Annotated in this window: 16 protein-coding genes, 1 pseudogene and 1 riboswitch; of the genes and pseudogenes, 6 read left to right on the plus strand and 11 right to left on the minus strand. The window is 34.3% G+C overall.

The genetic code is table 11. From position 1 onward, the window contains the following. The first annotated feature begins 350 nt into the window (after positions 1–350). A complete protein-coding gene (locus FFM71_RS03050) occupies positions 351–1,460 on the plus strand; it encodes an ABC transporter ATP-binding protein (RefSeq protein WP_137610720.1) in 1,110 nt (369 codons plus the stop codon). 727 nt (positions 1,461–2,187) lie between these two features. After that, the gene (locus FFM71_RS03055) at positions 2,188–3,045 is read left to right on the plus strand and encodes a helix-turn-helix domain-containing protein (RefSeq protein WP_171000453.1); all 858 of its coding nucleotides are present in this window, start codon (positions 2,188–2,190) and stop codon (positions 3,043–3,045) included. Positions 3,046–3,961: 916 nt separating this feature from the next. Here FFM71_RS03055 and FFM71_RS13780 read toward each other — a convergent pair. The 11 genes and pseudogenes from FFM71_RS13780 to FFM71_RS03115 form a co-directional block, all read right to left on the minus strand. Further along, a complete protein-coding gene (locus tag FFM71_RS13780; RefSeq protein WP_137610722.1) occupies positions 3,962–4,180 on the minus strand; it encodes an IS66 family transposase in 219 nt (72 codons plus the stop codon). Further along, positions 4,177–4,890, minus strand: a complete 714-nt coding sequence (locus tag FFM71_RS03065; RefSeq protein ID WP_137610723.1) for an IS66 family transposase — start codon at positions 4,888–4,890, stop codon at positions 4,177–4,179. The genes FFM71_RS13780 and FFM71_RS03065 overlap by 4 nt, the downstream gene beginning before the upstream one ends. Beyond that, positions 4,818–5,144, minus strand: a complete 327-nt coding sequence (gene tnpB, locus FFM71_RS03070) for an IS66 family insertion sequence element accessory protein TnpB (RefSeq protein ID WP_137610724.1) — start codon at positions 5,142–5,144, stop codon at positions 4,818–4,820. The genes FFM71_RS03065 and tnpB overlap by 73 nt, the downstream gene beginning before the upstream one ends. Before the next feature lie 275 nt (positions 5,145–5,419). After that, positions 5,420–5,962 carry an NUDIX domain-containing protein gene (locus tag FFM71_RS03075; protein ID WP_171000454.1) on the minus strand — a complete coding sequence of 181 codons (543 nt, stop codon included), beginning with the start codon at positions 5,960–5,962 and terminating at the stop codon, positions 5,420–5,422. Continuing rightward, positions 5,946–7,046, minus strand: coding sequence for a dihydropteroate synthase (gene folP / locus FFM71_RS03080; protein WP_137610726.1), 1,101 nt, complete (start codon positions 7,044–7,046; stop codon positions 5,946–5,948). The genes FFM71_RS03075 and folP overlap by 17 nt, the downstream gene beginning before the upstream one ends. Continuing rightward, a complete protein-coding gene (locus FFM71_RS03085) occupies positions 7,047–8,345 on the minus strand; it encodes a bifunctional folylpolyglutamate synthase/dihydrofolate synthase (protein WP_137610727.1) in 1,299 nt (432 codons plus the stop codon). Positions 8,346–8,364: 19 nt separating this feature from the next. After that, positions 8,365–9,425 (minus strand): annotated as a pseudogene (gene folE / locus FFM71_RS13845) (GTP cyclohydrolase I FolE). Continuing rightward, on the minus strand, positions 9,422–9,781 hold the full coding sequence (gene folB, locus FFM71_RS03100) for a dihydroneopterin aldolase (protein WP_137610730.1): 360 nt from the start codon (positions 9,779–9,781) through the stop codon (positions 9,422–9,424). Before folB ends, folE begins: the two are co-directional and overlap by 4 nt. Positions 9,782–9,790: 9 nt before the next feature. Next, complete coding sequence (locus FFM71_RS03105) at positions 9,791–10,552, minus strand: ABC transporter permease (protein WP_137610731.1); 762 nt, start codon at positions 10,550–10,552, stop codon at positions 9,791–9,793. Between the two features lie 18 nt (positions 10,553–10,570). Beyond that, positions 10,571–11,362 (minus strand): hypothetical protein, encoded by a 792-nt coding sequence (locus tag FFM71_RS03110; RefSeq protein ID WP_137610732.1) that lies wholly within the window; start codon positions 11,360–11,362, stop codon positions 10,571–10,573. Positions 11,363–11,385: 23 nt separating this feature from the next. Continuing rightward, complete coding sequence (locus FFM71_RS03115) at positions 11,386–12,378, minus strand: ABC transporter ATP-binding protein (RefSeq protein WP_137610733.1); 993 nt, start codon at positions 12,376–12,378, stop codon at positions 11,386–11,388. Positions 12,379–12,429: 51 nt separating this feature from the next. Continuing rightward, positions 12,430–12,509: riboswitch (ZMP/ZTP riboswitch) on the minus strand. A gap of 430 nt (positions 12,510–12,939) precedes the next feature. Between FFM71_RS03115 and FFM71_RS03120 the strand changes: the two genes are divergently transcribed. The 4 genes from FFM71_RS03120 to FFM71_RS03135 all read left to right on the plus strand — a co-directional run bounded on the left by FFM71_RS03120 (position 12,940) and on the right by FFM71_RS03135 (position 19,997). Beyond that, positions 12,940–15,678 carry an endo-beta-N-acetylglucosaminidase gene (locus tag FFM71_RS03120; RefSeq protein WP_137610734.1) on the plus strand — a complete coding sequence of 913 codons (2,739 nt, stop codon included), beginning with the start codon at positions 12,940–12,942 and terminating at the stop codon, positions 15,676–15,678. A gap of 912 nt (positions 15,679–16,590) precedes the next feature. Further along, positions 16,591–17,565, plus strand: a complete 975-nt coding sequence (locus tag FFM71_RS03125; RefSeq protein WP_137610735.1) for an ABC transporter permease — start codon at positions 16,591–16,593, stop codon at positions 17,563–17,565. Between the two features lie 18 nt (positions 17,566–17,583). Further along, positions 17,584–18,510, plus strand: a complete 927-nt coding sequence (locus tag FFM71_RS03130; RefSeq protein WP_137610742.1) for a carbohydrate ABC transporter permease — start codon at positions 17,584–17,586, stop codon at positions 18,508–18,510. A 32-nt stretch (positions 18,511–18,542) separates the two neighbouring features. Further along, on the plus strand, positions 18,543–19,997 hold the full coding sequence (locus FFM71_RS03135; protein WP_137610736.1) for an ABC transporter substrate-binding protein: 1,455 nt from the start codon (positions 18,543–18,545) through the stop codon (positions 19,995–19,997). Positions 19,998–20,305 lie beyond the last annotated feature (308 nt).

Consider the following 20,305-nt stretch of genomic DNA (forward strand, 5'->3'; position numbering starts at 1 on the left):
AATTAGTCGGAAGAGCTGGGAAATATTTGTGTGCCGTGGAAGTGTTGTTATGGCTTTAGCCATTACAATACCGGGCGTGTTTGGAGACTTGACGAACTATGTCAAGGCTTCAAACCGAGGCTCGAGACCGCTTCCCAGACTCGAACCGTTCCGCACAGCTAGTAAATATTTCCCAGCTCTGGAGACGGCATATTTAACTAAACTTTCAACCTTTAGTTATTTAGTAATAGTGTACAAAAATAGCAGATGATTTTAGTTGTTTTGTATTTTTAATGTAAGCGTTTTTTGAATAAAATGGGTATATCAATTAAAGACAAACAAATATAAATAAATTGTGAGAGGCCCAAATTATGGTAGAAATTGACTTAAATCATATTTATAAGAAATATGCTAACGCTGAAGAAGACGCTTATGCCGTTTCAGATTTTGACTTACATATTAAGGACAAAGAATTCATCGTTTTCGTTGGTCCATCAGGATGTGGTAAATCAACGACGCTTCGAATGATTGCTGGTTTGGAAGATATTTCTGAAGGTGAATTGATCATCGACGGTAAGTATGAAAACAATACGGCACCAAAAGACCGTGATATTGCCATGGTTTTCCAAAACTACGCATTGTACCCACATATGACAGTATTTAATAATATGGCTTTTGGATTAAAGTTGCGTAAATACGATAAAGATAAGATTGAGAAAAAAGTTAATTACGCTGCTGAAGTATTAGGACTAGAAGAATACCTTGATCGAAAGCCCGCCGCTTTATCAGGTGGTCAAAGACAACGTGTTGCTTTAGGTAGAGCTATCGTGCGTGATGCGCCAATTTTTCTAATGGATGAACCATTATCTAACTTGGATGCCAAGTTACGTGTTAACATGCGTGCTGAAATTGCTCGTCTGCATCAAAGACTCAACACAACAACAATCTATGTTACTCATGATCAAACTGAAGCTATGACGATGGCTGATCGAATCGTTGTTATGTCAATGGGTGAGGTTCAACAAATCGGAACTCCCCATGAAGTTTATGCAACACCTAAGAACAAGTTTGTGGCCGGATTTATCGGATCACCAGCTATGAATTTCTTTGAAGTTGAATATAAAGATGGCATGATTGCTGATGGACAAGGCTTGAAGTTGAAAGTTCCTGAAGGACGAGCCAAAGTTTTGGATGAAAAAGGCTACGATGGTAAACGTATTACTTTGGGATTGCGTCCAGAAGATATTCATGCCGAAGTTGCCGTTGAGGAAGTTTGGCCCGAATCAACAGTTAATTGTGAAGTTGTCGTATCGGAATTGTTAGGTGCAACGTCAATGCTATATTCAAAAATTGATGGTACGGAATTCGTGGCCATTGTTGACGCTCGTGACTATCACAAACCAGGTGATAATGTAGATTTGACATTCGATTTAAACAAGGCACATTTCTTTGATGATGAAACGGAAGAAGCAATCCGTTAGTAATTGAAGATGAATTAAGGTAAATATTCTCAGCCCTTCCGACTAATTTATCATTTTGTGTCGGGAACAATAAACTGAAGACCTCTGATTATTTAGATAAATTAGTTTAAGGACTATAACAACAAATCTTTTACCTTTCAGCCTTCAGGCATTAAGGCAAGTAGACGAGTAATTCGATTTGTTGATTGATTAGAATCTGAAGGTTGAAAGGTGAAAAAGTGATATAAACAGTGCTCTGATAGTCCTAAAGTAAATTTATTTAAATAGCAAAAGAAAACAATTAGACATTCGTATTATTAAAAAACTAGTTGGAAGAGCTGAAAGTATTCATTTGCAGCGAAAGTGGCGTTATTGCTTCAGCAATTACACCACCGGGCGTGTTGGAGACTTACCGTTTTTTGGTAAGGCTTCAACCGAGATTCGAGACCGTTTTTTGGCTCGGATCGTACCGCGCAGCATATGAATGCTTTCAGCTCTGGAAACGGCATAGCTCATCAGCCTTTAGTTAGAATTAAAAAGAAGTCTGTTTTTCACTTTTAGCCCCGGAAATTTGAAAGTGAGAAATGACTTCTTTTTGTTATCTAGAATTTAGACAATAAAACTAGAATTTGTAACTTAATTTACTATTTATGTAAGCGTTACAATTTTAACTGTTAAGAAAATATTATTGAGATGATTTAGTAAATACAAAGACAGAGCATAATCATTATGAATGGTGGTGGGTTTTATGGTAGGAAGCGTAGCAAAATTTTTAGAACTATATCCAAGTGCCAAACTGACTACAGAGCCAGTATCAAATGCGACTAGCTTTAATTGTTTGATTGCTGGTCAATGGATCAATGTTGATAAAAGTAGTTTGACCGAACCAGAAAGATTTCTATTGTCATTGATGAGCCAGGGTGATGCTTCGAAAGCAGTTCAAAATAATTGGTGGCAATTTTTGACTGGAAAATCCGATGACCATCCCACAATGAATAAAAACGTGCGAATTATACAGTTTGAAATTCAAAAAAATGAAACTAAGAAGGATTCTTTTGAATGGTTAAAAGTCTTTCGAGAAACTTTTGATGATGTAGTGGACAGTTTTCTGATCAGTAATAATTCCGGCATATTGATTGAAAAGGAATCAGCTAGTTGTATGGACAAAGAGAATGTCCAACAAATGGTTCAGTTGCTAGATTCAGATTTTTACACAAATAGTAATGTCTACATCGGTCAGTTTTGGTCTGTTGATGAAAAGCTCCCCAATATTTTTAAAGTTGAAAGACGTCTCTTTAATAAATCGGTTGAGATGCGGGAACGAGTTAATAATCTTTCAACGGTTGTTTTAGATTTTTTAGTTGAACAAAATCTAAAAAACACTGATTTATTTGAAAGTTTACGAGAAAAAATTGAAATTGATCATCGGTCGACACAAATGATTGATGCCTTATATCGGTGCGATTCCAATTTGGCAAAGACCTCAAAAATGTTGTTCTTACATCGTAATACGTTACTTTATAGAATTGAAAAGTTTTATGAACAGACAGGATTTGATTTAAAAGACCGTGACGATTTGGTTTTATGTTTTCTATTGTTGAAGTAATACATTTAGATTCATTTCTATCAAGTAAATTTGCTGATTTATTTTTAAATAAAATCTTACTAAATTATTACTTTTTACACTTTGGGTTAAGAGCCATTCATTGTTATCAATTATGGTCAAGATAACACCCTCCTGACCATTCCGAAGACCTTTTACGTGAAATGGATTACATTGGGGAAAAAACTAATTAAGTGATTCAGAATATATCATTTGTTCATAACGTGTAAAAGATGTATTAATTGAAAAAAGTAGAGTTTGTTCTGTCGTCAAGCAAATTAAAATCAGTAGTATATGGAATTATGAAGGCGTCCTGAATAACTGAAATGTATAACCGTATTCAAAAGGGAGTACTAGCAAATGAAAATGTAAAAAAATAAATAACGATATAATATGAACTAGAAACGATGATGGACTTATGAGTTGTTGAATAATAGGCCAAAATGCATGATAAAGTATTGATTATGGTAGTATGAAAAATGATTCTTTCTCAAGTTTGACTTTATGAGTATTCAAGTTAATAGGGAATTTTATTTTATTTATTGAAAAAATAGCGAATATAAAAACAAAATTCTGTAATGAATATGTGTATTTATCAAATATTATGCAAGAATTGATAGTATATTACCAACCATTGATGAATTATAAGCCATAGTCGTAAGCGCCGGATTATGAAGTACTGATAAATGGAACGACAAAAAGACAACCATCGTTGATATTTCCGGTTGGTTGCCTTTTTATTTGCAATTTAATTGGACCGTGGGTGACCACGGTATGTAATCCATCAACGTTTGGTGATCTACGAACGTCAAGTTGGGGATTTCAGTGAACAAATAATTAAGATATTTTCGAGTATCCAAGCCCTGTAGTTCTGCTGTTTTCATGATACTTAGAATCACGCCATTAGAATGGGCTCCTTTCAAACTTTTTGAAAAAGCCCATTTTTACGTCCCATAACTAACTCTTTAATCATTCGTTCAGCTTTATTGTTCGAAAATTCTAAACGTCCATCTTTTAAAACTTCCATGATTCCTGAACGTTGTTTTGCTGCATAATTCGCAGCTAGACCTAGTTTTGAATTTTGCATTGCATCCAAATTATTTAGCCATTCCCAGAACTCATCCATTACCGGTTTCAATTCATTTTCTCAGTGAGCCAACCGCTCCTCTGGAGCAGGTCTCGCCATTTCTTTTCCAATTGAAGCATCTTTTGCCAATATGAGTAACCGATGTATGCTGGACTGGATTTACTAGGTTTCTTTTTGCTATGGTTAGCCTCATAAAACTTACGCCGAATATGTGCGGCGCAAGCAACCAGTGTCACGTCTGGTAGAAGAGAGTATGCTCCCCAACCATCACAATTCAGATATCCTGTGAAACCGTCTAAGAATTTCAATGGAACTTCATGTTCCCGTGATTCAGCGTGATAGTATAAAACGACTTGTCGTTTTTCCATCTTTCCCGAACAAAACAGCCAGTAATAAGTTTTGGCTTTGTTACTTTTAATAACCTGATAGCTGGTTTCATCAGCGTGAATAATATCCTGTTTAACAAGTTTTTCATGTAATACATCATATATTAATTGAAGAACTTGTTTACTGCTGATTACTTGCCAATTACAGATATTATCTCGGTTAATATCAAGTCCTAATGACTTCCAATATTTTTCCCGCCTATAGGCGGGAACCTTCTGTTGAAACTTTTGAATAATGGTTTCAGTTACGATTGAACTCGAGTCTAAACTGTTTGATATTAATGGTTTAGGAACAGGGGGGGTTATTGATGTGATTCCTTGGCAGCTCCGTGGACTGATGATTTCTGATTTATTTTTAGACCTTCGAACAGCCAGCGAAGATGTTGCTGTGAAAGTAACTTAACTTCTTCACGATGACGAGGCCAATGTAACTTGCCATTCTCTAAACGTTTATAAAGTAGCAGGAACCCGTCGCCATCCCAATATAACATCTTAAATCTATCAGACCGTCCTCCACAGAAAAGAAAAAGTGCATCTTCGTAAACATTAAGCTGATACTGACTTTGAATTATTCCTGCCAGACCATCGATGCCACGACGTAAATCAGTCTTACCACAAACAATATATATATATGACTGACCCTGGTATAATCAATCAACATGTTCCTGAAGCTCCTTCATAAGAATGTACAGCACCATATTTATCAATGCCATTATGGATCTCTAAAATCACGTCGCGTAACGCAACGTTGCTACGACGGGCATCGTTGTTTTATCTATTGTATTATTGTCGATGTCTTCCAAAAAAATGACCTCCTCCAATTACTTGATATACTCAAGTTTACTGAAAGAGGTCATGCTTTTGTAGGTACCAAGTAATCCGGCGTTTACTTTGATGTCATCATTTATTCGTTATTTTGTAAATCAAAGGGTTGATTATGAATGAAATATTTTTTAAATTCAGTAGGAGTCTTTTTTTTGTCAATTAAATATACTGGCAGTTCGGCCAATGACTTTTTTTTGTATTCGACTTTAAGATGATATCTGAAATCTATGTGAAAATGTTCTTTTTCATTTTTTTTTGAATTAGGTGGAATACTAATTAAGTTAACATCAATTAGTGAGAACGAATCTGTTTTTTTTTCAATATATCCTGTTTCTTCGTAAAGCTCTCTGATAGCGGTTTCTAATGGATTTTCAGATGATTCTACATGACCAGCAGGCAAAAGATTTATTTTTAGATAGGGATGTCGCACTAAAATTATTTTTTTTTCAACGAAAGCAACAGCACTGGCGGATATGTGAATATCTGGATTGTTTTTTCTCAATAGATTTTTATTCAAATCAATTAATAATTCTATTTCATTTATTTTTCTTAAATCTCTTTGACTGAATGTAACTTTTTTAAGTAGCGTCAAGTCATTTAGTATACTATTTTTTAAGGACAATATTGTTATCCTCCAAAATAGTATTTTCATAAGAATCCACAACATCAATTAATTTTTTTGTTTCTTTAACATCATGAACACGTAATATTCTTCCTCCGGATTGCATCATGAGATTTTCAAGAACTATAGACGAAATTAAACGACTATTTAAATCTAGGTCAAAAAGTTTACCCATAAAACTTTTTCTTGAAATAGCAATCATAGTAGGAAGATGTAATTGATTTAATTTAGAAATAGATTTAATGCGAATCATATCTTCGGCTGGATTACCATTTAATGAAAAGCCTATTCCGGGATCAATTACTATTCTCGACTTTTTTAAGCCAAACGACGATAGTTGTGCTAATTTTGAATTAAAATATTTGAATTGATCTGGCACTCTTTTCGTTCCGTCTCGTCCATTGTTCATTAAAACTATACTTGGACGATATTCATTCACGATTCTTAATTTATCTTTGTTCTCAAAACCATCGATGTCATTTATAATATCAACATCATATTTATCAAGTGCATTCCTCATAACAAAAGAACTGTTTGTGTCAATTGATAAGACTGTTCTTGAAAAATTATTCTTTATGTTCTTAATAATTGGTTCTAATCTTCGCCATTCCTCGGAAGCAGATACTTCCACATGATGAGGTCGTGTTGATTTTCCACCAAGTTCAATTAAGGAGGCCCCTTCAGAAAGATCAGATTCTATTTTATTAAGAATTTCAGAATTTGTATTAAATTTTTCTGAATCAAAAAAGGAATCAGGCGTGCAATTTACAATTGAACAAATAATTGGATCATAAGTTAAATTAAAATTGAAATTTTTACCTGACCAAATAATTTTTTTACTGTCCATGATTTTGTTTAAACTATTTATTTCATGTCTAGTGAAATTTTGTTTTCGGCATTCATTCAGGAAACGGTTTAATTGATATATATTTAACTGTAACAGCCAACCATTACTAAATTTATCCAATCGACATAATAATTTATTTGTAATATACAATAAGCTTTCAATTTCTTTTTCATTTGTTTGTGAAAATTGTAAAATAATTTTTTCATAATTTCCACCACCAACCTCGTCTATAATCATCTAATCAACCTTCCTTAGGTGAGTTCTTACTTTGTTTACGAGGTAAAATGAACCTACAACAAATATCACTTTTTTCGTACCAATATTATTTTCTATAGCCATATCTATGGCCATGGAGGGGGTTCTAGCCGTTTTATAAGAATGTTTAGAACCAGATTTATCAAAAATAATTGATAAATCTGAAGTATGTAGTGCTCTGGATTTATTTATGGGTTCAGTTAAAATAAATTTTGCCTTAATTTGAGAAAGAATATTACAACATCCACTAACATCTTTATCTTTCAAGAATCCGACTACAATAGTTTTTTGAAAATCTAGATATTTATCATTAATGCATTCCTTAAACATCTGAACACCATCAACATTGTGCGCGACGTCAACTATAACCAATGGCTTTTTCTTTAATATTTCAAAGCGTCCGTTAATTGATAGATCACTGAAAGCAATATTCAATAACTTTGGGTCAAATTTTAAATTGTTTTGAGTGCAAAAAGCTTGGTACCAGGTAAGTGCTGTTCTCAAATTCTCTTTTTGATAATTCACATTTAAAGGAAATGAGAATTCAAATTTTCCAGTATTAGTTTTGGCGATTACCTTACCACTACTAAAATATAAATAATTTATTTCTTTTTCCGAGTTTAGTAATTTCACCTTTTTTAAATCACATTCCTCTTGAATTTTTAATGTTGAAAGTTCCCGTTGGTTAGGTGCCATTACGACAGTGGAATTTTTTCTAACTATTTTGATTTTTGTATCGATAATTTCCCCAAGCGTACTACCCAAAATTGCTGTGTGATCCATACCAATTTTAGTAAAAATGGTAAACTTGCTCTCATTGATTGCATTAGTGGCATCAAGCTCTCCACCTAAACCACATTCTAAAACAACATAGTTACAATCTTGTTCTGAGAAATAGAGAACACTAATTAAAAATAGCATTTCAAAGTAGGAAATATCCTGGGTTATGTCGATATTCAATTCTTTTAATTTTTGGATAATTTTTTTTTCGTATTTTTTGAAAATATTTTCACTAATATTTTTTCCATCAATTTTGATTCTCTCAGTAATATTTTCAATATGCGGACTTGTAAATAATCCGGTTTTATATTTTAATGCTGAAAGTAATTTTGCAATCATTGTACTTGTTGATCCCTTACCGTTTGTTCCACAAACATGAATGATTTTATATTGTTGATCTGGATTACCCAATGAATTTAGAATATCTTTTAGTAGACTGATACGATCATTTTTATTGTACAAAAATTGTGGCAATTGGTTTGTGAAATTAATCTCACTCATTTTTTTAGACCGTCCTCACCTATTTACTAAGAGTTTGTAAAAATTCATATCTCATTTGTGGATGTTTATCAAACTTTCCACTATAAAACGATGTTCGAGTAACACAGCTTCCCTTTTTTATACCTCTCATTTCTACGCACATGTGACGAGCATCTAATACAACTGCAACACCTTTAGGATTTAAAATCTCATCTAAGGTTAAGGCTACATCTTTAGTGATGTTCTCTTGAACATTTAATTTTTTTGAAACAAAATCTACTAGACGAGGGATTTTACTTAATCCAATGATATTACCATTATTGGGGATATAGGCGACATGAGCTGTTCCAAAAAAAGGTAACATATGATGTTCACACATTGAATAGAATGGAATATCATTAATCAAAACCATTTGAGAATTATCTGTGGCATCTGCTGTAAATATTTTATATTCATCAAATTTCGTTTTTCCTTGTGAAGATAGGATTTCTTGATACATCTTAGCAACACGTTTTGGGGTTTCTAGTAAGCCTTCACGTTCTGGATTTTCACCAGTCAATTTAATAATATTTCTTACAGATTCTTCAATGTTATTTGTATTGTTTATAGACATAATATCGACTCCATTTTTTTGATTTTTTGTTTAGTATCTTGTAATTTCGAAATGTATTCTATCAGTTGCTTTTTTTCGTAGAAATCAACCTCACATATTTCTATGAGAGGTACCATAACGAATAGTCGATTTTTGATTTCTTTATGTGGAATTTGTAAAGTATTTAATAGAATAATATCCACATTGAAGTATAAAATGTCGATATCAATAGTTCTCGGTCCCCATCTTAAATTACGTTTTCTATTTAAACTTTTTTCAATTAGATGAATCTTATTTAGCAATTTTAAGGAGTCATAGTTTGTTGAAATCTTTAAAGCCATGTTTAAAAAATTTGATTGTTCAATTTTACCAACTGGTGAAGTCTCGTATACTGATGAAATTTTTTCAACCTGAATGTTGCTGTCTTTCTTAAGATATAAAATTGCATCACTTAAATATTTCCTCCTATTTTCCATATTACTTCCGATACTTAGGTAAACCTGATTCATATTTTAGATCCTCTCATTTCAATTTCTACGTTATCAAAAATTCCATCAATAGGGACAGATAACTTCCTTACCTTTATAATCACATCAATGATTTTTTCTTTATCAATTTTTTTTATTTCGAAAATAATATTTTGGGCTAAGGTTTCAATTAAATCAACTTTACTATTAGAAATTATTTGTGAAATAATTTCATAAAATTGAGAATAACTAATGGTATTTTCAATTTTGTCCAAGATCATTGAGTTATTCATTTCAACTTTCAAATCAATTTCTAAGTTTTGACCAATTTTTTTCTCTTCGGCATATTTGCCTATATGTGAATGAAATTTCATATTATTAATTTTTATAAAGTACATATTTTCCTCCTAGGAACCAGTAGATGAATAATGGATAGCACCATATTTCCAAAATTGTAAAATAATTGACAAGAATCCAATGGATAAAAATGGGACGAAAACTAACGATGAAACTGTTGATTTACCAAATATGTATAGAAATGGATAATAGTTGATTAAAGCAAATGGGAAGATATAAGTTAAGATGGTTTTCACCGTCTTATTCATAACATCCACGGGGTAATGCAAGCAGTCTGAACCACTGCCCATGAGTAGAATAGAGATATTTATTGAATTGACAGTGAAGAATGTTAAAGATCCAAATAAGATATATAAACCAAGAAATAGAATAATTCCACCCAAAGGAATTATAAACATCGCAATAATTCTAAAAGAATCCCATTGAATAGAACTTCTTATAATGGCTAATGCTAATAATGAAATTGAAGTAATTAATCTACCAATTCGGGAAATTTCTACGCCACTTCCCATTACCTGCAACAATAACGGTTGCGGTCTCATGAGATAAATATCCAGATTTCCTCGTCTAATCAGTTCAGATAGGTTATTAATTCCTTTACCAATAATTTCAGCGCACGTATAAGAAATATTTACCAGTGCATATACTAATAAAGCTTGTGAAAAGACATAGCCCCTAATAGATCCGAGAGATTTAAATAGAAAAAAGAAACCTAGAATAAAAGTGAACTGAGCAATAAATTGCCCTAGAATAAGTAAGTAAGTGGAAATGTTGTATTCGAATTGGGCTTTGATATTATTCTTGACTAGCATTAAATAAACACTCAAGATTTACCCTCCCTGTACAACAATGTGTTTTATATTACTTTCAAGCCATATTTTACCAATGACTATAATAATAATTATCCAAATTAATTGGCTTATAACTCCGATTAAGCTTGCCATGGACAATTCATTTTCATTTAACAATTGAAAGGGGTAAGCTGCTCCATACTTGAATGGTAATAGGTTCAATACTTTCTTCATATTTTCTGGGAATAATGAAAATGGTATAACTAAACCACCCAAAAATTCCATAATTGATCCAAAGATGAGTAGGGAACCAGTGATAGAGAAGGTGTGGAAAACAGAAATATAAACAAGTAGGGATAAAACCGTATTTAAGATTAATGCCAAACTAATGGCTACAATAAACAGTATTAGTTTCTCCTGAGATAGCTGTAATTTTAATGCATAAGGTACGGGAAGAAAGTTTATTAGTAATAATAAAGGAATGCTTGAAATAATTCCTGTTAACAAACGTTGCGATACTAATCGTATAAACCATGCCCAATACAAATCTATTGGTTTCAGATATTCGTATGCAATATTTCCTGTCTTAATGATGTTATTCAAGTCACTGTCGATGATCCAAGCGGAAACGAATGGAGCAAAACAAGTCTGTATCCAAATGTAATTTACTAATTCTTTGCCCTGATTATTTTGAAGCGATAATGTATTAAAAGCCAGTAGAATTGAAATAGTCAGAAAACCTCTTATTAAATATAGGGGTAAAGAGGATGTCAGTGAGATTTTATATTGCCATAATTGTTTAATCCGGTAAATAAAAACACCTCTGTACATAATTGACCTCACATTCTTATTTATTAAATATCTAGCTCGGAATAATAGCGGGCAATAATTTCTTCAATATTAAGGGACTGGATTTGATAATTTCCTATCGCTTTTATTTTGGAAATATATTTAATAAATTCTTCAAATTCATGTGTTTCGTCTCTAATTTCAATAACAATTTCATTTGCAATTACGGTCACATAATCAGGACTAAATTGCTGCTTAATTTGATTAGTTATACTAGTTATTTGTTCAACTTGATTAATTTCAAGTTGAATTTTTTTTATTTTTTTGTACTTGTCTTTTATAGCTTTAAATTGACCATCAAACAGTTTACTTCCTTTTCCAATAATGATTACTCTGTTTGTTAACGCCTCAATGTCATTCATATCATGCGTGGTTAGAATGACAGTAATACTTCGTTTCTCGTTTATTTTTTTGATAAATTGATGGACTGCTATCTTGGAACGGGCATCAAGACCTAATGTAGGTTCATCAAGAAAGAGAATTTCAGGATTGTGTAAAAGTGAAACTATGATTTCGCAGCGCATGCGTTGTCCTAAACTAAGAAGCCTAACTGGCATATGCAATAAGTTCTTAATATCCATCATTTCAGTCAGCTCTTTAAAGTTGGTTGAAAATGTTTCCTGTGGAATGTCATATAATTTTTGCATCATATGAATTGAATCAATTACAGGTAAATCCCACAGTAAATTTGAACGATTTCCGAAAACCACACCAACTTTTTTTACAAACTTAATACGATTCTCCATCGGATCAACACCCAATATGCAACATTTGCCACTGCTTGGTTTTAAAATCCCAGTCATAATTTTAATAGTAGTTGATTTACCCGCTCCATTTGGTCCAATGTATCCAATGATTTCTCCCTTTTTAATCTGAAAACTAACATTTTTTAATGCTTGCTTGCTTTCATATTCTCGATTAAAAAAATTTAAAAAAGGATTATCTTGTCGCTTTTTTACTTGATACTCTTTTGAGATATTTGAAAATAAAATGTCCAATTATTTTTATCCTTTCTTGTATTTGAGGTACGAAAATAGGGCAACTCTAAAAAGAGATGCCCAGGCGGTCGGCTATTGAAAACTATATTCCCTTGTAGTTTATTCTACATCCGCCAGTTATATAGTTCTTTTAAAGAATAGCAAATATGAAAATATGCAGCAATAATATTTGAACGATTTTTTTAACTAAAGGTTAGTGGTTTGATGAATTATGTCGTTTCCAGAGCTGAAAGTATTCATATGCTGCGCGGAACGGCCCGAACCTCAGGTCGTTTGAAACCTTATCAAGAACCGGTAAGTCTCTGACACGCCTGATGGAGTATGGATGAATACTTTCAAATCTTCCAACTAGTTCTTCAATAATAAGCATGTCCAATTGTGATCTTTTGCTATTTAACCCAGCTCTGAAGATGGCAGTTAAGTTTATCCTAAATCCCGAAAACAGTAAATCTAGTTTAAAGTGTCTAAATATTTCAGTTAAAAAATAGAGGATTTAGTCAAAAGAACTTGCTAAGATTTCTTTTGAAAACACTTACATAAAAACGTAGAGGGGTCTGGTTTATGTCTAAAAAGGGATTTATTTTTGCTGCGGCGATTGGCATGGCTTCGGTAACACTTATTTGTACTAATCATTTGGATTATCAAGTTGTGCATGCTGAGGTAAAAACTGAAACAGTTTCTATGTCACAAAATATTACTGATTTTGAAAAGAATCAGGAATCAACGGCACTATTTCCTGAGGGATTATTGAAATGGAGTCCCCAGTCGGATCCAGATGCGGATTATAATGTTTCGAATGTGAAATTGGCAAAGCGTTCTCAAGGAAATAAAGTTAATGACTATCAAAATCCAGATGCCAAAGTGTTGTCGATTGCTATTACGAATCAACACACTGCAGGGACACCATCTCAAGGTGATAGTAACAAGGCAGTCTATAATTTCACTAATTGGCAATATGTAGACACCTTGGTTGCTTGGGCGGGTTCGTCAGGTGAAGGTATTATTGTTCCGCCAAGTGGTGATTTGACAGATGCGGCGCATAGAAATGGCGTGCCAGTGGTTGGAACAGTCTTTTTCCCACCTTCAGTATATGGAGGCAAAACCGAGTGGGTTAAACAGTTTACTCAAAAGGATGAAAATGGAAACTTCATTGTAGCCGATAAATTAATCGAGATGGCTGATTATTATGGTTTTGACGGTTGGTTTATCAATGAAGAGACTGATGTTGATGAACATACAGCTCATGATTTAAGAGATATGATGGTTTATTTAAATGATCACAAGAAGCCAAATCATCAGGTTATCTGGTACGATGCGATGTTACCTTCTGGGGATGTTACTTGGCAGGGTGCGTTGAATGATAAAAATAGTTCTTTCTTCCAACAAGGTGATAAAAGTATTGCTGATAAAATGTTTATTGATTTTCGTTGGACGAAGGACAAGTTGACTTCATCAAATAAAGAAGCTTTGGATTTAGGCCGTGATCCGTATGACCTCTTCGCAGGTATAGATCTGCAGGCAAACGGTATCAATAGTTCCAGAAATCCTGAGATGCTGCTGGATGAAAGTGGCAAGTTAAAAACGTCAATTGGCTTATATTGTCCTGACTGGACGTTACGAGATGGTGCTAATTACGATGTCGACAAGTATTGGGAAAACGAACAAAAGATGTGGACCAATGCTAATAATGACCCAAGAAAAGTGGATCAGTCGCAAAAATGGCAGGGGATTTCTAAGTATGTAGTCGAGAAAACGCCCGTAACGCAATTTCCATTTGTTACCAATTTCAATGTTGGTAATGGTGATAAGTATTATAAGAATGGTCAATTAATGGTCCCAGGAACATATAACAATCGTAGTATTCAAGATATTTTACCTACATACAGGTGGATACTTGATAATGCTAAGGGCAATAATCTCTCGGCTAAGTTCAGTTACAAGGATGCGTTTAATGGAGGATCTTCTGTTGAATTATCCGGTAATATGAAAAATAATGCGGCAAGTTATATCAAATTGTATGCTTCAGACTTGAAGGCAACAGGAAGTGAGTCAGCTAAAATTGTTGTTAAAGGTGAAAAGAACCTTCAATTAGTATTGACTGATGAGAATGATAAAAAAATCACTTTGGATGCCAATAAATATAGCGACATTAATGGCTGGCATGAATATGGATTTAGTCTGTCTAAATTGGCAGGGAAAACAATTAAGTCAATTGGTTTAAATGTCTATGGAAAGACAGGTGAAAATCAAGTAAATATTGGTTCCATGACGTTTAGCAATGGTCAATCCCAAAGAATAAATTCTGTGACAGGTCTAAAAGTTCAGGGCAAAACAGTTACCGATGACATGACTGAAAATGTTCGTTTACAGTGGGATAAACCTAATGATGATACGGCTGGGTACAACATTTATCTAAGAAAACCAAACGGTCATACAACATTAGCTGGAACAACCTCCAATAATGCTTTTACAGTAATGAATGAAAAAAGAACTGAAGGTGTAAGTGAATATATCGTCACACCAAAGGATATATTCAATAATGAATATGCTTATAAATCAGCCACAACTAGCTATACATTTAATGTATTGGAAAAGCCTGAAGCAACATTTAGCTCCAGTTCAACATTTGTGAAGGCTGGCGAAGAGGTTAATTTGAGTGCTAAGGTTTCACCATCAACGCAAAATATTGAATGGGAAATACCAGGCGCAGAAGTTGTTTCTCAAAGTGAAAAAGGGATCACTGTCAAATTCGCTAAGGCCGGTCAATATTCTGTTAATTGTAAAGTAACAAATGCGTCCGGAACTATTGAAGTTAAAAAAGACGATTACATCACAGTCTATGATGAATCGGCCGGGTATAGCGTTCAGGATTTGACTAAGTTAGACGGAGTCAGTGCAACTGAAGGGTCCGGATTTACGAACGAAAATGAAGACTACTCACATGCAATCGACGGAGATTTAACAACCAAGTGGTGTGATAACTCACATGAAAATCCATTTATGATTGTAGATCTCGGAAATACTAAGACAATTACTGGCTTTGAACTGTACAATGCAGCTACCGGTGGTGAGGATAGTAGTTGGAATACCAAAGATTATGATATTTTGGTAAGCAATGACAAGCAAAACTGGACGACCGTTGTCGAACATAGAAATAACACCTTGGATATTAGTAAAGATGCTATTTCAAAAGTTGAAGGTCGCTATGTGAAATTATTTATTCACAAGGCAGAACAGTCAGGCAATACTGCCAGAATTTATGGATTTAAAATTATGGGTGTTGATCAGACCGGAGTTTAAGATTTTTTCATTATATCCGACTGAGACATTCTTTTAAAATAAAAGGTCAAACGTACATCGAAGAAATGTAGGCTTGGCCTTTTTTGGTTTGTAATTATTTAGTTAGGGATTCCGTTTCCAGAGCTGAGAGTATTCAATTGCTGCGCGGAACGGCCCGAGCCAGAAAGCGGTCTCGAACCTCGGTTGAAGCCTCGCAAAATCCGCGAGTCTTCAACACGCCCGGTGGTGTAATTGCTAAAGCAATAACGCCACTTTCGCTGCAAATGAATACTCTCAGCTCTTCCAGCTAGTTTATTTTTTATCAGACAATGAAACGAAGACTTCTGGGTTATTTATATAAATTAGCTCTAGGTATGTAATAACAATGGTTATATTTATTTTTCAAACATCAATCTTCAGTTTATAAATAAAGGCTACAAGTTTGGCGAATTACGCCGTCTCCAGAGCTAGAAAATATTCACAGGCCGAGTGGAACGGCCAGAGTCTAAGAGTTGATCAGGAACCTTAGATTGTTCTGTTGTAAAAGCTACATCTAGGATTTTTACAACGGTTATTCATCAGTTAACTAAAATAGTAAGTAAAAAATACCCTAGCCGGAGGTTGTCAGTAATATAGTCCAGCAGTGAAAGTGGCGTTAAGGCTTTAGCCTTTACACCACAGGACGATTTTGAGACGCGGTTTTCGGCTCAAAATCGAGGGTCGAGACCGCATTTCGGCTCGAGCCGGTCCCACAGCAGGACTATATTACTGACAACCGGAGGCGGCCAAAAAAATGATATATCAATTTAATTTTTTTTAATACTTTCCTAGAATTTGTATAACAAATATAGAATATGTAACTTATTCCGCCCCTTATGTAAGCGCTATAATTTTGCTTGTAAGTTAATTAAAAGGGGAGGAGGAAAAAAGAGAATGGAGAATGACGTAAATCCAGAAGAAATCAAAAAGGTTTCACATCCAAAAAAGCCAAAAGAAGGTTTCTTCTATAATGTATTCCATAATGGTCCATTTCTATTGTTTGCTTTACCTGGTGCCATTTGGATGATCTTCTTCTTTTATATTCCTGTTTTTGCTAACGTAGTGGCGTTTAAGGAGTTTCATTTTTCACCAGACGGATTTCTAGCAAGTTTGATGCAAAGTAAGTGGGTCGGATTTGAAAACTTCAAGTTCCTTTTTACATCAGATGCTGCCTGGTTGATAACTAAGAATACATTATTGTATAACTTAGGATTTATTTCCTTAAACCTAATCATCTCGGTGTTCTTCGCTATTATTATGAGTGAATTAAGGCACAAGAGATTGGTTAAGGTTTACCAAACATCGATGCTTCTGCCTTATTTCTTATCATGGGTTATCATTGGATACTTTGTAATGGCATTCTTGAACCCAGATAAAGGTTTGTTGAACATGATGCTACACACAGATATTAACTGGTACGCGGAACCTAAGTATTGGCCATTTATCTTACTCTTCATCGGAACGTGGAAAGGTATTGGCTATAACAGTATTCTATACTTTGCAACTGTTATGGGAATTGATCCGACATACTATGAAGCAGCTACAGTTGATGGCGCGAATAAGTGGCAACAAATTAAGAACATTACAATTCCACAATTAGTTCCACTTATGACTTTGATGTCGATCTTAGCAGTTGGTAATATCTTCCGTGCCGATTTTGGATTGTTCTATCAAGTCCCACAGAATTCAGGTGCCTTATATAATGTAACCTCAGTTCTTGATACATATATCTTTAACGGTTTAACATCCACTGGTGATATTGGTATGTCTAGTGCTGCCAGTCTTTACCAATCAGTTGTAGGATGTGTCCTCTTAGTTTCAACAAATGCGCTTGTTAGAAAACTTGATGGCGAGTCAGCACTATTTTAGGAAGGAGAATTGAAATTGATTAATAAAAAGAAGAAAAAGAAAATAGATAGTGTTTCAGTTCACTCCTTTAGTAAAGGTGCTGACTTATTCTTCAACATAGTCGTAGCAATATTTGCCATATCATGTTTGATTCCGTTGTTCTTCGTTGTTGTCATTTCATTAACGGATGAAAATGCTTTAGCAACATATGGTTACAGACTTTGGCCTAAGGTTTGGAGTTTTGCCGGTTACAGATATCTTGCAACTATGGGTGGAGAACTACTAAGATCACTTTGGATTTCAATCTTAGTTACGGTTGTTGGTACGTTGATAAATTCAACATTCACATCAACTTATGCCTATGCAATTTCAAGAAACACATTTAAGTATCGTCGTTTCTTTACAGTTTTCTGTCTGATCACAATGCTGTTCTCACCAGGTATGGTTGCTAACTATATCGTTGTAACTAACTTCTTGCACTTGAAAGATACACTTTGGGCTTTGATTTTGCCAATGGCTGTTAGTCCATTCAATATCATCGTTATGCGGACCTTTTTCAAACGACAGGTTTCAGAGTCAATTATTGAATCCGCCCGAATTGATGGTGCAAGTGAGTTAAGAATCTTTACACAAATCGTTATTCCACTTGCAGTACCTGGTATTGCTACAATCAGTTTATTCGCAGCATTAGGTTATTGGAATGACTGGTTTAACGCTTTGCTATATATTCAAAGTGACAACTTGATTCCATTGCAATACTTATTGATGAAGATTCAAGCAAATATCGAAATGCTTTCAGCAAGTTCTGGTATGGGTTCACAATTCGGTGGCAGTTTACTAGCAATTCCGAAAGAAGCAACAAGAATGGCCATGGTTGTTATTGCTACATTACCAATTGCAGTCAGCTATCCATTCTTCCAAAAATACTTCGTCCGTGGTCTAACCATCGGTGGTGTTAAAGAGTAACTTTATAAAAAATCAGTATCGGGGGATACGAAATGAAAAAATGGGTTAAACGTGCCGTAGGGTTGTCACTTTTAGCTATCACAGCTGTAGGATTAACGGCTTGTGGATCAAAGAAATCAGCTAGTGACAATGGCACACCAACATTGTTAATGTATCAAATTGGTGATAAACCAAAAAATTATGATAAGTTAATTGCTAATACTAATAAGGTCCTTGAAAAGAAAGCTGGAGCTAAACTGAAGATTCAATATATCGGCTGGGGCGATTACAAGCAAAAGATGTCAGTTATCGTTTCATCTGGTGAAAAGTACGATATTGCCAAAGCTGATAACTATGCCGTTAATGCTCAAAAGGGTGCTTATACAGATTTAACTTCATTATTACCTAAGTATGCTAAGTCAGCTTATGATGATTTAGATCCGGCTTATATCAAAGGTAACAAGATTGACGGCAAGCTATATACAATGCCTATCAATTCCAATATCTATTCGACACAAGTTATCTCATTTAATAAAAAATACTTAGACAAATACAATATTAATGTTGATAACATCAATTCATATGATGATTTAGAGAGCGCATTTAACCAATTCCATTCTCAAAATAAGAAAGTTTTAACATTCTCAACTGGACCTAATTTACGTATCGGTTCCAACCTTGATTTTGCAATCGACCAAAACTATCCATTTGCAGTTAATGCAGTCGATAGTGGTAAAAAGATCATTAACCCCTATGATGATCCAGCCTACCTAGCAACATTGAAGAAGTTCCACGAATATTACAAGAAGGGCTACATTGCTAAAGATGCAGCAACTGACAACACAGATCGTCCTTTGAGTGGTGACACATGGTTTGCAAGACAAGAAACACAAGGACCATTTGATTACGGTGACCATCAATTATCACAAACAGCTGGACAAGAAATTGTTTCAAGAGCAGTTAGTCCTGCAATCAAGTCAACAGCTCAAGCACAAATGTACAACTATGTTGTAAGTAACAATTCTGACAATAAAGAAAAAGCTGTTAAAGTTCTTGGTGTTATGAACAGTGACCCTGAAGTTCTAAACGGTTTGGTTTATGGTGAAAAAGGTAAGGCTTGGAAGTATGTTGAAGACGACAAACGTGTTGAACTACTTAAAGGCTACAAAGAAAATTATCATTCAGCACCATGGCAAACAGGTGATAACAACAAGATTACACCGACAAAGAATATAACCGATGAAATGGTTCAAACACGTATCCAAGATACAAAAGACGCCATCACATCTCCAATCCTTGGATTCCAATTCAAGACAAAGAACGTTAAGACAGAATTAACAAATATTTCAAATGTTATGAACAAGTACTTAGCAGGTCTACAAACAGGTACATCAGATCCAGAAACAACAATTCCTAAGATGAATAAAGAATTGAAGAAAGCTGGATATGACAAGGTACAAAAGGAAATGCAATCACAATATGATACTTTCCTAAAGGACCAAAAATAGTTAAAACTCCCCAATGAGTACAAATATAAAAATAATAAAGAGAGGCTGAGACGATGTCTCAACCTCTCTTTATTACGTAATGTTTTAGGTAAGTATGCCGTTTCCGTTTCCAGAGCTGAGAGTATTAATTTGCTGCGCGGAACGGCCCGAGCCAGAGTGCGGTCTCGAACCTCGGTTGAAGCCTCGCAAAACCTGCGAGTCTTCAACACTGATCTGAACCCCGAAGTTTGGACACTTTTTTATGCAGCTTTTAATTCTGTTGATTCTCGATATTGAACAGGCGACATTCCACCTAAATCTGTTTTGAT

The sequence above is a fragment of the Companilactobacillus huachuanensis genome (assembly GCF_005404815.1).
Classification (GTDB): domain Bacteria; phylum Bacillota; class Bacilli; order Lactobacillales; family Lactobacillaceae; genus Companilactobacillus; species Companilactobacillus huachuanensis.

Bases quoted from the DNA above. Each gene is read 5' to 3' on its own strand.
- FFM71_RS03110 (WP_137610732.1), bottom strand. From the start codon at position 11,362: ATGTACAGAGGTGTTTTTATTTACCGGATTAAACAATTATGGCAATAT.
- folP (WP_137610726.1), bottom strand. From the start codon at position 7,046: ATGATTATAGACGAGGTTGGTGGTGGAAATTATGAAAAAATTATTTTA.
- FFM71_RS03125 (WP_137610735.1), top strand. From the start codon at position 16,591: ATGGAGAATGACGTAAATCCAGAAGAAATCAAAAAGGTTTCACATCCA.
- folB (WP_137610730.1), bottom strand. From the start codon at position 9,781: ATGTACTTTATAAAAATTAATAATATGAAATTTCATTCACATATAGGC.
- FFM71_RS03055 (WP_171000453.1), top strand. From the start codon at position 2,188: ATGGTAGGAAGCGTAGCAAAATTTTTAGAACTATATCCAAGTGCCAAA.
- FFM71_RS03105 (WP_137610731.1), bottom strand. From the start codon at position 10,552: ATGCTAGTCAAGAATAATATCAAAGCCCAATTCGAATACAACATTTCC.
- FFM71_RS03050 (WP_137610720.1), top strand. From the start codon at position 351: ATGGTAGAAATTGACTTAAATCATATTTATAAGAAATATGCTAACGCT.
- FFM71_RS03085 (WP_137610727.1), bottom strand. From the start codon at position 8,345: ATGAGTGAGATTAATTTCACAAACCAATTGCCACAATTTTTGTACAAT.
- FFM71_RS03135 (WP_137610736.1), top strand. From the start codon at position 18,543: ATGAAAAAATGGGTTAAACGTGCCGTAGGGTTGTCACTTTTAGCTATC.
- FFM71_RS03120 (WP_137610734.1), top strand. From the start codon at position 12,940: ATGTCTAAAAAGGGATTTATTTTTGCTGCGGCGATTGGCATGGCTTCG.